This is a genomic window from Pseudomonas sp. PA27(2017) (genome assembly GCF_001945445.1).
GTDB lineage: Bacteria > Pseudomonadota > Gammaproteobacteria > Pseudomonadales > Pseudomonadaceae > Aquipseudomonas.
Genome location: NZ_MSXW01000046.1, coordinates 30,989 through 44,144, shown reverse-complemented (window position 1 = coordinate 44,144; position 13,156 = coordinate 30,989). Strand labels below are relative to the sequence as shown.

Genomic DNA, 13,156 nt, shown 5'->3' with positions numbered 1-13,156 from the left:
CCCAGTAACGGCATGCAAAAAGGGACGCTTCGGCGTCCCTTCTTGTTTTCAGCCTGATGAACCTCAGCTTACCGGCTCGCTTGTGTTGACGTACTCGGGCACCTCGGCCAGTGGCAGGCGGCGTGCCTGCTCGACGCTGACGCCAGGGCGCTTGGGAAGTGCATCGAGGCGCTGCGGCTGGCCGCTTTCCAAGGCGCGCTCGATGGCCTCCAGTACCCGCACGTCGCGCCAGCCCTCGTCGCCATCGGGCTCCGGCTCGCGGTTCTGCAGGATGCAGTCGGAGAAGTACTGGGTTTCCCCGGCGAACTGGTCGACCACCGGATGCGCGTGCTCGGTTGTATCGTCGCCGATGGTGGCGCGGTAGCTGATCGCCGTGCCCTCGCCGAAGCCAAAGCAGGGTGACGCCTCGAACTCACCCTTGCTGCCGATCACTTGCAGGCGCTCGGTGCTCGGCAGGCTGTAGCTCACGGTGAACACCGCCATGCGCTCTTCGGCGAAGCGCATGGTCACGGTCACGGTATCGGGGGTGTTGATCTCTCGGCCCGGGGTCTGCACGGCCACCGCGCGCACTTCCAGCGGCTCGTCATCGAACAGGTTGCGCACCGCGTTGATCGGGTAGGGGCCCATGTCGGTCACCGGGCCGGCCCAGTAGCCGCTCTGCATGCGATGGTTGGCCGGGTCGACGGTCTGTGTGAAAGTGGCGGTAAACAAGCGCGGATCGCCGATATCGCCGGCGCGGATGCGGTGGATCATCTCCACGGTGCCCGGCTCGAAATGCAGGCGATAGGCGATCATCAACTTGGCGCCCGAGCGTTCCGCCGCCGCAGTGATGGCCTTGCAGTCTTCCACGCTGGTGGCCATGGGCTTTTCCAGCAGCACGTGGATGCCGGCGTCCAGGGCCGGCTCGGCGAATTCACGGTGGCGAAAGTTGGGCGTGGCCAGGTAGATGGCGTCGATCTCGCCCGAGGCGAGTAGGGCGGGGAATTCCTCGTAGCGGTAGCTCTTGATGTTATAGAGCTCAGCCAGCTTGTCGGCCTTGATCGGGTCGCCGGTGACCAGTGCGGTGATCACCGAATTGTCGGTCTGGCCTACGCCGGGCATGAATGCACCCTGGGAGATCCAGCCGCCGCCGACGACCGCGTAACGAATTTTGCCTTGAGCATCGGGCATTTCATCAACTCCTCTGCAACGCCGAACCGCATTGTCCGGCCTGTATTCAATCGGCAGGCGAGGTGGCGTGAAGTTCATGCTAAGCGCCTGTCGGTCTGCCTGGCCGCGACGTTTGCCTAGCCCATGAAATCATCGGGATAATCCGTGGTCTGTATGCCGGCGCGCCGTCCGGCGTTGCTGTTCCGCGGTTAATGGAGTGTTGTGATGAAAGCCCTGATTTCCACCCTGTTGCTCGCTGCCGCCCTGCCGGCATTGGCCGACTCGGCTGCCAACCCACGGTGCGAAGCGAAGGCGGCGAACATCGAGAAGCAGCTCCAGGCGGCCTGGGCCGAGGGCCATACCGAAAAAGCCAAGGGGCTCAGTGCGGCCCTGGAAGGCGTGCGCGACAATTGCTCGGACCAGAAGCTGGCGCGCGAATTCGAAGCCAAGGTCAACGAGGCCCGCGAGGAGATCCGCGAGCGTGAGGCCGACTTGCGTGAAGCCGAGCTGGCGGGCGACCCGCAAAAGATCGCCAAGCGCCAGGCCAAGCTCGATGAGGCGATGGAGGAGCTGAAGGCCGCCGAGTCCGAGTTCAATCGCTGAGGCGATTGCTTGAATGAAAAGCCCTTCAAAATAGAAGGGCTTTTTTGCTTGCGCGCGGTTGTTATCAGAGGCGTTCGAAGCGATAGGGTGTCGGATCGACCAGGGGTGTAGTGCCGCACAACAGGTCGGCAGCCAGTTGCCCGGCGGCCGGGGATGTGCCGAAGCCATGACCGGAGAAACCGGTGGCCAGGGTCAGACCGGGCAGCTTGGCGACCGGGCCTATCACCGGGTTGGAGTCCGGGGTGATATCGATGACACCGGCCCAGCTCTGCTCGATCTGCGCGTTCGCGAACATCGGCCAGGCCGCGATCAGGTTACGCATCGCCTCGTCATTGAGTGACGGGTTGGCGGCCGGATCGAGGGTACGCACCTTTTCGAACGGGGTGACCGAGCTGCCGCTCCAGCTGCGCGCCAGGGCCAGATCCTTGAAGAACTCCTTGCCAAAGGACACCCGCAGGAAATCACGCTGGGCCTTGAGCTGCGGCAGATAGCGCATACCGATCAACAGGTGGTCGAGGGTCAGGTGCGCATCCAGGGCGCCACGCTGGGTGACGATGAAGCCGCCATCCTTGTGGCGACGGAACGAGAAGTCCGGCGCGCCCAGGGCGATCTCGGTCGGCCCGTCCATCGGCTTGGTGCGCATCACCGAGCAGGTGAGCGGCAGGGTCGGCAGGTTGATGCCATGGTTGCCGAGAAAACGCCGCGACCACATGCCACCGGCCAGCAGCACCTGCTCGCAGCGAATTTCGCCGCGTTCGGTCAGCACGCCAGTGATGCGCCCACCGCTGGTGACCAAGGTGCGTACTGCGCAGTTTTCGATGATCAGCGCGCCTTTGGCCATCGCCGCCTTGGCGATCGCACTGGAGGCCAGGGTGGGTTCGGCGCGGGCGTCGGAGGGTGTATAGATACCACCGGCCCACTGGCCCTGGCCACCGGGCGCCATCCTGGCGATTTGCGCGGCGCTTACCAGGCGTGAGTCCAGGGTCAGTGAAGCCACCGATTTCAACCAGCCTTCGTGCATGCCCATCTGCGCGTCATTGCGGGCAACGAACAGGATTCCAGCCTGACGAAAGCCGACATCCTGGCCGACCCGTTCCGGCATCTGCTGCCACAACCGTTCGGCGGCCAGGGCCAGGGGAATGTCATGCATATGGCGGTTGGTCTTGCGCACCCAGCCGAGGTTGCGCGAAGACTGCTCGGCCGCGATGCGACCTTTTTCCAATACCACCACCGGAATGTTCCGCTCGGCCAGGGTCAGGGCCGCGGTGAGGCCTATGATGCCTCCACCGATGATGACCACCGCGCTGTTCGAGGGAAACTCGGTCGAAGTTTGTACGGGCTCTATTCGAGGCGACATTAAAGAGCACTCAACAATAATGGGGATGACGTGGCCGCGAGCCTGGCTCACTGAGCCAGGTTGATCTTCTTCACGTCGGCGCGAGAGGCACCACGGAAGGCGGTCAGCTCCAGCTCGACCTTGTAGACGGTCGATCCCAGGGGGGGGCAGGTGACCGTCGAGGCCGGATCGATGCCGCGGAATTTCTCGCCGACGATGGTCATCACCGCTGGCACGTCCTGCGGGTTCTGGATGAACACGCGCGAACACACGACGTCGGCCAGGCTGGCGTCCACGGCGGCGAGTGCCGATTCGATGTTGGCGAACACCTGATGGGTCTGCTCGGCCAGGTCCTCGGAGATTTCCTTGGTCTGTGGATTGCGACCAGCGGTGTTGGAGACGAAGATCCAGTCGCCCACCGCGACCACGCGGGAGTAGCTGCCCATTTCTTCGTACTTGGAACCGGTTTTGACTTTGCTGATGGTGGTCATGGCATAGCGTCCTTGAAGGAGTGAGAGGGTTAGCGGAGGGCTGGGGTTTCCCAGAGATTCAGCTTCACGCCGATGCCCAGTTCGAGCGCCTTGCGGTACACCACGGTGCCCCAGGCCACGTCCTCGACCGGCATGCCACCAACCGACATGATGATGATTTCGTCATCGCTGCGTCGGCCCGGGGCATCGCCGGCGATGATCTTGCCGATGTCCTCGAGATGGTCGAGGGTCAGCTTTCCTTCCTCGAGCATGTCCATGAAACGTACGCCGATCACCGGCACATGGTTGTGGGCAGGTTTGGGCAGCTCTTCGTACCAGGCCTGGTACAGGCCGATGTTATCGAGCACCTTGCGTACGTCATGCTGCTCCATGCCTTCATCGATGTTGCAGCCGGCTGGCATCGCCAGGAAGGCGCCGGGCTTGACCCACTCGCGCTTGACCAGCGGGTACTCGCTGGGGTTGCCGGTCCTGCCGGAGGTGCAGTAAGTGACCAGGTCCGAGCCGCGCATCACCTCTTCGATGCTGTCGACGACTTCGATGGTGGTGATTTGCGGATAGGTTTGCGTCACCCAGTCGATGAAGTCCTCGAGGCTCTTCTGGCTGCGACCCTTGAGTTTGAGGGTGTCGATCAGCGGGCAAACGGCGATGAAGGCAGCCAGCGTAGTCTTGCCCATCACGCCAGGACCGAGCAGGCCGACGACCTTGGAATCCTTGCGGGCCAGGTGACGTGCGCCCACGCCTGGAATCGCGCCGGTGCGATAGGCCGACAGCAGGTTGGCCGACATGTGCGCCAGCGGAGCGCCAGTGTCGACGTCAGTGAGGGTGAACATCAGGATCGAGCGGGGCAGGCCCTTCTCGCGGTTCTCGACGTTGGAGCCGTACCATTTCACGCCAGCGGTGCGGAAGCTGCCGCCCAGGTAGGCGGGCATCGCCATCATGCGACGGTCGGCAGCATGGCGAGGCATGTCGGGAAACGGTGAGTCTTCTGGAAAACAGACCAGCGCGCCGTGCGAATCGTTGTTGGCGCCGGCCATTCGATAGTCGCCCTTGTAGAGCAGGTCGAACACCTCCTCCATGGTATTGACGCAAGCGAGCATGTCGGTCACGCCGGCGCGGATCATGTCCTGCTCGGAGAGGTAGAGGAAATCGATTCTTGTATTGATTGTCATGGCATTTCTCGAGTCGGAAGTGCAGGTCTGGCGCAGTTGGGCATACGCTGCGGCGCTTGGCTTTTATGAGTGCCTTTGGCGTGCCGTGCGCGGCAGCAGCAGTCGGTTGCCGGTCACGGCATTCGCATCCGAATGTCGCGCTCAGAACCAGTTGGGCCGAGTCGATGGTAGGTAAGTGGCAAGGGGCGCAGTTAGCCCAAATCGGCCACTGTTGCGAAGGTGCTCAGTTTCGCGATGCACACTTTTGGGGCGCGGGGGCTAGGGCCATTATGAAGGCGCGAGCCCCAGTGCCTGGGAGGCCAGCGCCGCAAGCGGGGCTTGGGTGAGGTGCGCAACGGCGCGGCTTGCCTACGGAGCGCCGTAGCGGGGTGGATGCGCTGGCCGCGAGGCGCAAGCAGGGTGCTTGCGCCTCGGCAGGTTCAGGTTCTGAATCGCCCCACCAGGCCGTTGAGTTCGCCGGAAAGCGACTCCAGGCGCTGCGAGTCGCTGCGCGCCGAGTGGGCCAGCTCTTCGACCAGTTGAGCGTCGGTGTGGATCTGTGCGATGTGCCGGTTGATGTCCTCGGCCACGTGATGCTGCTCCTCGGCGGCGGTGGCGATCTGGTTGTTCTGGTCGCGGATCTCGTCCACCGAGGCGCGGATCTGCTCGAAGCTGTCGCGAGCCTGCTGGATGCGCTCCACGCTTTGCAGCGACATGCTCAGGCTGCTCTGCATCTGCTTGGTCACATCCTGGGTACGGCGCGCCAGCCCACCGAGTAGGCCGTCGATTTCCCCCGTTGAATCCGCTGTGCGTTTGGCCAATGCGCGAACTTCGTCGGCGACCACCGCGAAGCCGCGACCCTGCTCACCGGCCCGGGCGGCCTCGATGGCCGCATTGAGGGCCAGCAGGTTGGTCTGCTCGGCGATCGAGCGGATGGTGTCGAGGATGGCGTTGATGTTCTTGCTGTCCTGCTCCAGCACTTGCATGGCCTGGGCGGATTTCTGCAGGTTCTCGCTGAGCTGGGTGACGCTGCCGGTGGCTTCGTCGATCTGCAGTTGGCCGTCGTGCACCTGGCGCTGGCCCGAGTCGGCGGACGAGGCGGCGTTACTGCACGAGCGGGCCACTTCGTTGGCGGTGGCGACCATCTCGTTGAAGGCGGTCGACACCAGCTCCACGGCCTCGCGCTGACGGCCGGCGGCGTCGTTCATGTCACGGGCCACGCGAGTGCTGGCATCCGAGGCGGTCTGCAGGTCAGCCGAGGCACTGCCGATACGCTGCACCAGAGTGCGGATGGCGCCGAGGAACTGGTTGAACCAGCGCGCCAGTAGAGCAGTTTCATCGTTGCCGCGCACGTCGAGGCTGCGGGTCAGGTCGCCTTCGCCCTGGGCGATGCCTTCCAGGCCGCCGGCCACGCTGCGGATCGGCTTGACGATCAGCCCGGCGAAGCTGGCGCCGACGATGGCGAACAGCACGGCCAGCACCGCGGCGATCACGCCGATCTGCCAGGTCAGGCTGGTGGCCTTGGCCATCACTTCGCTGCGTTCGATCAGGCCGATGAAGCGCCAGCCGAGGCTTTTCGACGACCAGACGTTGGCCATGTAGGACACGCCGCCCAGTTCGACCTCGACCAGCCCACTCTCGACACCGGCCAATTGTGCATAGCCATCACCCAGCTCGCTGATCAGCTTGAAGTTGTGTTCCGGGGTGCGCGGGTCGACCAGCACGTTGCCGTTGCTTTCCAGCAGCATCAGGTAGCCGCTTTCGCCAAGCTTGATCTGCTTGACCAGTTCGGTGAGCTGCTTGAGCGACACGTCCAGGCCGACCACGCCGACCTGCTGCCCCTGGGCATTGTCGACGGTGTGCACGGTGCCCATCAGCACCACGTCATCGGGCGCCCAGTAATAGGCAGCGGTGCGCACGGTCTTGCCTGGCGAGGCCATGGCGGCCTTGTACCAGGGGCGTACGCGCGGGTCATAACCGCTCAGCTTGGCGTCGTCCGGCCAGGAAGCGTAGCCGCCGTCGCTCTTGCCGAGCGACAGGTAGGCGGTGCTCGGGTGGCTGGCGGCGAACTGGCCGAACATCTCCAGAAAGGCCTTGCCTTGCTCGGTCTGCGGGACCGTCGCGGCATGGGCGCCCGAGTAGTCCTTCAGCTCGCCTGCACTGCGCACCACCGGCAGCTTGGCCAGGTACTCGACGTTCTGCGCAATGGCGTCGAAGAACTGGTTCATGGCGTTTTCGATCTGCCTGATCTCGCGGCTGCTGCTGTCCAGGAAGTCGTCCCGCGCCTGTTCGCGCAGGTTGACCACCACCACGACGGCGACCAGAACGACGGGCACACAGGCAATGGCCGCGAAGGCCCAGGTGAGTTTCTGTTTGATGTTCACGGTGGTTCCTGCTGGGTGGTAAAGCGTTTTTGTTGGGTTTTTACGGCTTTGAAGCAGGCAGAAAGGCTGGTTGGCGAGTTTGTAGGTATTGTGAACACTGAGTCGGCGTGGTGAGCGCAAACTTGAGCGCCTGCCCATCAGGTTTTTTCACGTGATGGGCAGGCGTTGATGGCGGGATGCGGGGGAGGGGCGTATCAGGTTCTGAAGCGGCGAACCAGGCCGTTGAGCTCGCCGGAGAGGGTCTCCAGGCGCTGCGAGTCACTGCGTGCCGAGTGGGCCAGTTCCTCGACCAGCTGGGCATCGGTGTGGATCTGTGCGATGTGCCGGTTGATGTCCTCGGCGACCTGATGCTGCTCTTCGGCGGCGGTGGCGATCTGGCTGTTCTGATCGCGGATTTCGTCCACCGAGGCGCGTATCTGCTCGAAGCTGTCGCGCGCCTGCTGGATGCGCTCCACGCTCTGCTGCGACATGCTCAGGCTGCTCTGCATCTGCTTGGTCACGTCCTGGGTACGCTTGGCCAGGCCGCCGAGCAGGCTGTCGATTTCGCCGGTGGAGTCGGCGGTGCGTTTGGCCAGGGCGCGGACTTCGTCGGCGACAACGGCGAAGCCACGGCCCTGTTCACCGGCCCGGGCGGCCTCGATGGCCGCGTTGAGGGCCAGCAGGTTGGTCTGCTCGGCGATCGAGCGGATGGTGTAGAGGATGGCGTTGATGTTCTTGCTGTCCTGCTCCAGCACTTGCATGGCCTGGGCGGATTTCTGCAGGTTCTCGCTGAGCTGGGTGACGCTGCCGGTGGCTTCGTCGATCTGCAGTTGGCCGCCATGCACCTGGCGCTGGCCGGAGTCCGCCGAGCTGGCTGCCTGGCTGCACGAGCGGGCCACTTCGTTGGCGGTGGCGACCATCTCGTTGAAGGCGGTGGACACCAGCTCCACGGCTTCGCGCTGGCGCACGGCGGCATCGTTCATGTCCAGGGCGACGCGGGTTGTGGCGTCGGAAGCGGTCTGCAGGTCCGCCGAGGCGCTGCCGATACGCTGCACCAGGGTGCGGATGGCGCCGAGGAACTGGTTGAACCAGCGCGCCAGCAGGGCGGTTTCGTCGTTGCCGCGCACGTCGAGGTTGCGGGTCAGGTCGCCTTCGCCCTGGGCGATGCCTTCCAGGCCACCGGCCACGCTGCGGATCGGCTTGACGATCAGTCCGGCGAAACTGGCGCCAACGATGGCGAACAGCACGGCCAGCACTGCGGCGATCACGCCGATCTGCCAGGTGAGGCTGGTGGCCTTGGCCATCACTTCGCTGCGTTCGATCAGGCCGATGAAGCGCCAGCCCAGCTTATCCGACGACCAAACGTTGGCCATGTAGCGCACGCCGCCCAGCTCGACCTCGGCGAAGCCGCTCTTGACCGCCGCCAATTCGCGGTAGCCGTCACCCAGTTCGTCCAGGCGCTTGAAGTTGTGGGCTGCATCGCGCGGGTCGACCAGCACGTTGCCGCTGTTCTCCAGCAGCATCAGGTAGCCGCTCTGGCCCAGCTTGATCTGCTTGACCAGATCGGTGAGCTGCTTGAGCGACACGTCCAGGCCGATGGCGCCCAGCGGCTGGCCCTGAGCGTTGTCGACGGTGTGCACGGTGCCCATCAGCACCACGTCATCGGGCGCCCAGTAGTAGGCCGGAGTGCGCACGATCTTGCCGGGCGTGGCCATGGCGGCCTTGTACCAGGGACGCTGGCGCGGGTCGTAGCTGTTGAGCTTGGGGTCGTCCGGCCAGACCAGGTAGCCGCCATCCTGGTGGCCCACCTGCAGGTAGGCGGTGGTCGGATGGCTGGTGGCGAACTGGTTCAGCCCGTACAGCAGCGCCTGATTGCTGGCCGGTAGCGGCGCCCGGGCAGCGTCGGCTGCGGTGTAGTCCTTCAGGTTCTGCGTGTCGCGCAGCAGATCGCTCTTGGCCAGGTATTCGACGTTCTGGGCGATGGCATCGAAGAACTGGTTCATCGCGTTGTCGATCTGCCTGATCTCGCGGCTGCTGCTATCGAGAAAATCTTCCCGGGCCTGCTCGCGCAAGTTGATGACGACCACGATGGCGACCAGCACCACGGGCACACAGGCAATGGCCGCAAAGCCCCAGGTAAGCTTCTGTTTGATGTTCACGGTGGTTCCTGCTCGGGCGAGGGATGTTGTTATTGAGTCAAGAGCGGTCGAGAAGCGCAGGGTTCGATGCTGGCTTTTAGCTATTTCACAGGTACGGTGAGCCTACCTTATTGGTATGTGGTATGCCAGATATGCGAGTGCGTCGAGTCACTCGACGGTGCCGAGGTCAGCGTTTGGCCGACGCACCGGCCCTGTGTCGCCATGGCGAGTAGTCGATGAACACGAGCTGGCCTTCATTGAAGGGCTGATCGGCAATCAACGGCATCTGGCTGTGCTGTAGGCGGGCCTGGCCATCGGCGATCGGGTTCCGGCGCTCGATGGGCAAGCGCAGGGCGAGCCTCGCCAGGCCATATGCCGGATTGGTGGTCGGGCCACGAACGCGTTCGCGAGTGTAGAGACGTGGTAATTCCTACAGCTGCGCGGCCCTCCTGTGCTCGCGCCTGCTGGAGTAGATGAACACGCCGACGAACAGGGCGCTGAGCAGCACCACGATGGTCGGTCCCGGTGCGCTGTCGATGAAGAAGCTCAGGTACACGCCGCTCAATGCCGCGCCGACGGCGATGGCCACCGCGGTGAGGAGCATGGCGCCCATGGTGCGGGTGAGCAGAAAGGCGATGGCGCCCGGGGCGATCAGCAGGGCCACGGTAAGCACGATGCCGATGGCCTTCAGCGCGCCGACGATGGTCAGCGACATCACCGCAAGCAAGCCGTAGTGCAACAGGCCCACCGGCAGGCCGACGGTGCGCGCCTGCACAGGGTCGAAGGCGTGCAGTAGCAGGTCGCGCCATTTCAGGCCGATGAAGGCGGTGACGACGAGGGCGATCAGGCCGCTCTCCAGCAAATCTGCCCAGCCGATGCCGAGCATGTCGCCGAACAGAATATGGTCCAGGTGCACGTCGCTATGGATCTGCGTGTAGAGCAAAAGGCCCAGGCCGAACATGCCGGAGAACACCACGCCCATCAGGGTGTCCTGCTTGATGCGGCTGTTTTCCTTGAGATACCCCGAGGCGATGGCGCAGAGCATGCCGGCCACGAAGGCGCCGAGCGAATAGGGCAAACCGACGATATAGGCGATCACCACGCCGGGGAACACCGCATGGGCGGTGGCGTCGCCCATCAGCGCCCAGCCCTTGAGCACCAGGAAACACGACAGCAGCGCTGCCGGAATCGCCACCAGCACGGCGATCAGCAGGGCGTACTGCATGAAGTCGATTTGCAGCGGTAGCAGCAAGGCTTCCATGGTCACATCTCCAGCCGCGCCTGGGCGGCCCGGCGGCGTGCGGCGAGCAGGCCATGTTTGGGCGCGAAGACGAACGCCACCAGGAATACGCAGGTCTGCAGCACGATGATGATCGCTCCGGTGGCGCCGTCGAGAAAGTAGCTGGCGTAGGCACCGATGAAGCTGGAAAGCCCGCCGATGCAGGCGGCGATCAGCAGCAGCCTTTCGAAACGGTCACTGAGCAGGTAGGCGGTGGCGCCCGGGGTGACCACCATGGCGATGACCAGAAAGGCGCCGACCGTCTGCATCGCCGCCACGGTGCAGGCCGACAGCAGGATGAAGAAGATCGCCTTGAGCCGCGCCGGGCTCAGGCCGATGGTGCGCGCGTGGTGCTCGTCGAAGAACACCACCATCAGGTCCTTCCAGCGCAGCGCCAGCACCGCCAGGGTGATGCCGGCGATCAGCAGCAGCTGCAGGGTATCGCCTGGGGTGATGGCCAGGATGTTGCCGAGCACGATGGTCTGGATGTTTACCGAGGTGGGCGACAGCGACACCATGAACAAGCCGAGGCCGAAGAAGGAAGAGAAGATCAGGCCGATGATCACATCCTCCTTGAGCTTGCTGCGCTGGTTGAGAAACAGCATGGCGCCGGCGGCCAGGGTGCCCGCGCCGAAAGCGCCGAGGGCGAAGGGCAGACCGAGCATGTATGCACCGGCGACGCCAGGCACGATGGAATGGGCCAGGGCATCGCCGATCAGCGACCAGCCTTTGAGCATCAGGTATACCGACAGCAGCGCGCAGACCACGCCGACCAGGGTCGAGACCCACATGGCGTTGACCATGTAGCCATAGGAAAAGGGTTCGAGCAGGTTGGGCACTATTGATCCTTGTCGTCGACGCGGCCGCGGATGGTCGATTTGCCGTCGTACAGCACCAGCGGGCGTTCGTCGTCGGTGATGATGCCGATCAGCGGCGAGCTGCGCTGGCCTTCGCCTGGCAGCTCGAAGTGACGCAGCACGCCGCCGAAGGTGCGCTCCAGGTTCTCGCGGGTGAACACCAGCTGGGTTGGCCCGTAAGCGAGCACGGTGCGCGCGAGCAGCACCGTGCGGTCGCAGAATTCCGGCACGCTGCCCAGGTTGTGGGTGGACACCAGCATTACCCGGCCTTCGTCGCGCAGTTCGCCGAGCAGCCGCACGATGGCGTCTTCGGTCTTCACGTCGACGCCGGTGAATGGCTCGTCGAGCAGAATCACCCGCGAATCCTGGGCCAGGGCGCGGGCCAGGAACACGCGCTTCTTCTGGCCGCCGGACAACTCGCCGATCTGCCGCTTGCGCAGCTCGCCCATGCCGACCCGCGCCAGGGCCGCGTCCACGGCCTCGCGGTCGGCGGCCTTGGGCCGGCGTAGCAGGCCCATGTGGCCGTAACGGCCCATCAGCACCACGTCCTCGACCAGCACCGGGAAATTCCAGTCGACGTCCTCGCTCTGCGGCACGTAGGCAATCAGGTTGCGTTTCAGCGCGTCGCGCACCGGCATGCCCAGTACGCTGATGCTGCCCTGGGCCAGTTTCACGAAACCCATGATGGCCTTGAACAGCGTTGACTTGCCGCTGCCGTTGACGCCCACCAGGGCGGTGATGCTACCGCCGGGGCTGCCGAAACTGGCGTCGCGCAGCGCCGTGTGGCCGTTGCGGTAGGTCACGCTGATGCCGTCGACGCGAATGCCGTTCAGGCTATCTTCTTCGTGCAGGGCGCTGGGCATCAGTCGGCCAGCCCGTCGGCGATGGTCTGCGAGGTGACGCGCAGCAGGTCGAGGTAGGTCGGCACCGGGCCGCTCGGCTCGCTGAGCGAGTCGACGTAGAGCACGCCGCCGTACTTGGCGCCGGTTTCGCGGGCCACCTGCTGGGCCGGCGAGGCGGAGATGGTGCTCTCGCTGAACACCGCGGGAATCTTGTTGGCGCGTACCGCGTCGATCACCTTGCGCACCTGTTGGGGCGTGCCCTGCTGGTCGGCGTTGATCGGCCACAGGTACAGCTCCTTGAGGTCGAAGTCGCGGGCCAGGTAGCTGAACGCGCCTTCGCTGGACACCAGCCAGCGGCGCTGTTCGGGAATCTTCTGCAGGCGTTCGCGGATAGGCCCCACGGTAGATTTGATCAGCGCCTTGTAGGTTTCGGCGTTGCGCTCGTAGGTGGCGGCATTGGCTGGGTCGTGCTTGGCCAGCGCATCGCGGATGTTGTCGATGTAGATCATCGCGGCATCCGGCGACATCCAGGCATGGGGGTTGGGCTTGCCGCTGTAGGGGCCTTCGGCGATGCCGATCGGCTCGACGCCTTCGCTGAGGGTCACCGCGGGCACGCCTTGCAGGCGCTGCAGGAAACGCTCGAACCACAGCTCCAGGTTCATGCCGTTACGCAGGATCAGCTGCGCATCGCGGGCCTTGAGGATGTCGCCCGGGGTGGGCTGGTAGTTGTGGATCTCGGCGCCGGGCTTGGTGATCGACTCGACCTCGGCCGCATCGCCGGCCACCTGGCGGGCCATGTCGGCGAGCACGGTGAAGGTGGTCACCACCTTGAATTTGCCTTCGGCGGCGGCCAGTTGCGGCAGCAGGGATACCAGAAGAGCGGCGAGCAGGGTGCGCAAGCGGATCCGATTGAACATCTCTATCCTCGTATGGCTTGACCGGTCATGGGG

11 protein-coding genes and 2 pseudogenes are annotated in these 13,156 nt (G+C 64.5%); 1 reads left to right on the top strand and 12 read right to left on the bottom strand.

What is annotated here, in order from left to right:
• Window positions 1–63: 63 nt before the first annotated feature.
• On the bottom strand, window positions 64–1,170 hold the full coding sequence (locus BVH06_RS18510) for a Gfo/Idh/MocA family protein (RefSeq protein ID WP_075935048.1): 1,107 nt from the start codon (window positions 1,168–1,170) through the stop codon (window positions 64–66).
• A 204-nt stretch (window positions 1,171–1,374) separates the two neighbouring features.
• Between BVH06_RS18510 and BVH06_RS18505 the strand changes: the two genes are divergently transcribed.
• Window positions 1,375–1,752: a DUF1090 domain-containing protein gene (locus BVH06_RS18505; protein WP_075931993.1), complete on the top strand. Its 378-nt coding sequence runs from the start codon at window positions 1,375–1,377 to the stop codon at window positions 1,750–1,752.
• A gap of 64 nt (window positions 1,753–1,816) precedes the next feature.
• Here BVH06_RS18505 and BVH06_RS18500 read toward each other — a convergent pair whose 3' ends face one another.
• The 11 genes and pseudogenes from BVH06_RS18500 to BVH06_RS18460 form a co-directional block, all read right to left on the bottom strand.
• Window positions 1,817–3,109 carry an FAD-binding oxidoreductase gene (locus BVH06_RS18500; RefSeq protein ID WP_075935047.1) on the bottom strand — a complete coding sequence of 431 codons (1,293 nt, stop codon included), beginning with the start codon at window positions 3,107–3,109 and terminating at the stop codon, window positions 1,817–1,819.
• Between the two features lie 47 nt (window positions 3,110–3,156).
• On the bottom strand, window positions 3,157–3,579 hold the full coding sequence (locus BVH06_RS18495; RefSeq protein ID WP_075931991.1) for a RidA family protein: 423 nt from the start codon (window positions 3,577–3,579) through the stop codon (window positions 3,157–3,159).
• 29 nt (window positions 3,580–3,608) lie between these two features.
• Window positions 3,609–4,748 carry a tyramine oxidase subunit B gene (locus BVH06_RS18490; protein WP_075935046.1) on the bottom strand — a complete coding sequence of 380 codons (1,140 nt, stop codon included), beginning with the start codon at window positions 4,746–4,748 and terminating at the stop codon, window positions 3,609–3,611.
• Between the two features lie 419 nt (window positions 4,749–5,167).
• On the bottom strand, window positions 5,168–5,935 hold the full coding sequence (locus BVH06_RS26365) for a methyl-accepting chemotaxis protein (protein ID WP_371915303.1): 768 nt from the start codon (window positions 5,933–5,935) through the stop codon (window positions 5,168–5,170).
• A gap of 90 nt (window positions 5,936–6,025) precedes the next feature.
• A pseudogene (locus tag BVH06_RS26360) lies at window positions 6,026–7,249 on the bottom strand (cache domain-containing protein); the annotation flags it as partial.
• Window positions 7,250–7,305: 56 nt separating this feature from the next.
• Entirely contained in the window at window positions 7,306–8,073 is a 768-nt protein-coding gene (locus BVH06_RS26355; protein WP_371915302.1) for a methyl-accepting chemotaxis protein, read from the bottom strand.
• Between the two features lie 90 nt (window positions 8,074–8,163).
• Window positions 8,164–9,177 (bottom strand): annotated as a pseudogene (locus BVH06_RS26350) (sensor histidine kinase); the annotation flags it as partial.
• Window positions 9,178–9,658: 481 nt separating this feature from the next.
• Window positions 9,659–10,489, bottom strand: coding sequence for a metal ABC transporter permease (locus tag BVH06_RS18475; RefSeq protein WP_075935043.1), 831 nt, complete (start codon window positions 10,487–10,489; stop codon window positions 9,659–9,661).
• A 2-nt stretch (window positions 10,490–10,491) separates the two neighbouring features.
• A complete protein-coding gene (locus BVH06_RS18470; RefSeq protein WP_168172931.1) occupies window positions 10,492–11,346 on the bottom strand; it encodes a metal ABC transporter permease in 855 nt (284 codons plus the stop codon).
• Window positions 11,346–12,227: a manganese/iron ABC transporter ATP-binding protein gene (locus BVH06_RS18465; protein WP_075935041.1), complete on the bottom strand. Its 882-nt coding sequence runs from the start codon at window positions 12,225–12,227 to the stop codon at window positions 11,346–11,348. Before BVH06_RS18465 ends, BVH06_RS18470 begins: the two co-directional genes overlap by 1 nt.
• Window positions 12,227–13,123 carry a metal ABC transporter substrate-binding protein gene (locus tag BVH06_RS18460; RefSeq protein WP_083652107.1) on the bottom strand — a complete coding sequence of 299 codons (897 nt, stop codon included), beginning with the start codon at window positions 13,121–13,123 and terminating at the stop codon, window positions 12,227–12,229. The genes BVH06_RS18465 and BVH06_RS18460 overlap by 1 nt, the downstream gene beginning before the upstream one ends.
• Between the last annotated feature and the right edge of the window lie 33 nt (window positions 13,124–13,156).

Excerpts from the sequence above, each read along its gene's own strand:
- BVH06_RS18500 (WP_075935047.1), bottom strand. The coding sequence starts at position 3,109 with ATGTCGCCTCGAATAGAGCCCGTACAAACTTCGACCGAGTTTCCCTCG.
- BVH06_RS26365 (WP_371915303.1), bottom strand. The coding sequence starts at position 5,935 with ATGAACGACGCCGCCGGCCGTCAGCGCGAGGCCGTGGAGCTGGTGTCG.
- BVH06_RS26355 (WP_371915302.1), bottom strand. The coding sequence starts at position 8,073 with ATGAACGATGCCGCCGTGCGCCAGCGCGAAGCCGTGGAGCTGGTGTCC.
- BVH06_RS18465 (WP_075935041.1), bottom strand. The coding sequence starts at position 12,227 with ATGCCCAGCGCCCTGCACGAAGAAGATAGCCTGAACGGCATTCGCGTC.
- BVH06_RS18490 (WP_075935046.1), bottom strand. The coding sequence starts at position 4,748 with ATGACAATCAATACAAGAATCGATTTCCTCTACCTCTCCGAGCAGGAC.
- BVH06_RS18495 (WP_075931991.1), bottom strand. The coding sequence starts at position 3,579 with ATGACCACCATCAGCAAAGTCAAAACCGGTTCCAAGTACGAAGAAATG.
- BVH06_RS18475 (WP_075935043.1), bottom strand. The coding sequence starts at position 10,489 with ATGGAAGCCTTGCTGCTACCGCTGCAAATCGACTTCATGCAGTACGCC.
- BVH06_RS18460 (WP_083652107.1), bottom strand. The coding sequence starts at position 13,123 with ATGTTCAATCGGATCCGCTTGCGCACCCTGCTCGCCGCTCTTCTGGTA.
- BVH06_RS18510 (WP_075935048.1), bottom strand. The coding sequence starts at position 1,170 with ATGCCCGATGCTCAAGGCAAAATTCGTTACGCGGTCGTCGGCGGCGGC.
- BVH06_RS18505 (WP_075931993.1), top strand. The coding sequence starts at position 1,375 with ATGAAAGCCCTGATTTCCACCCTGTTGCTCGCTGCCGCCCTGCCGGCA.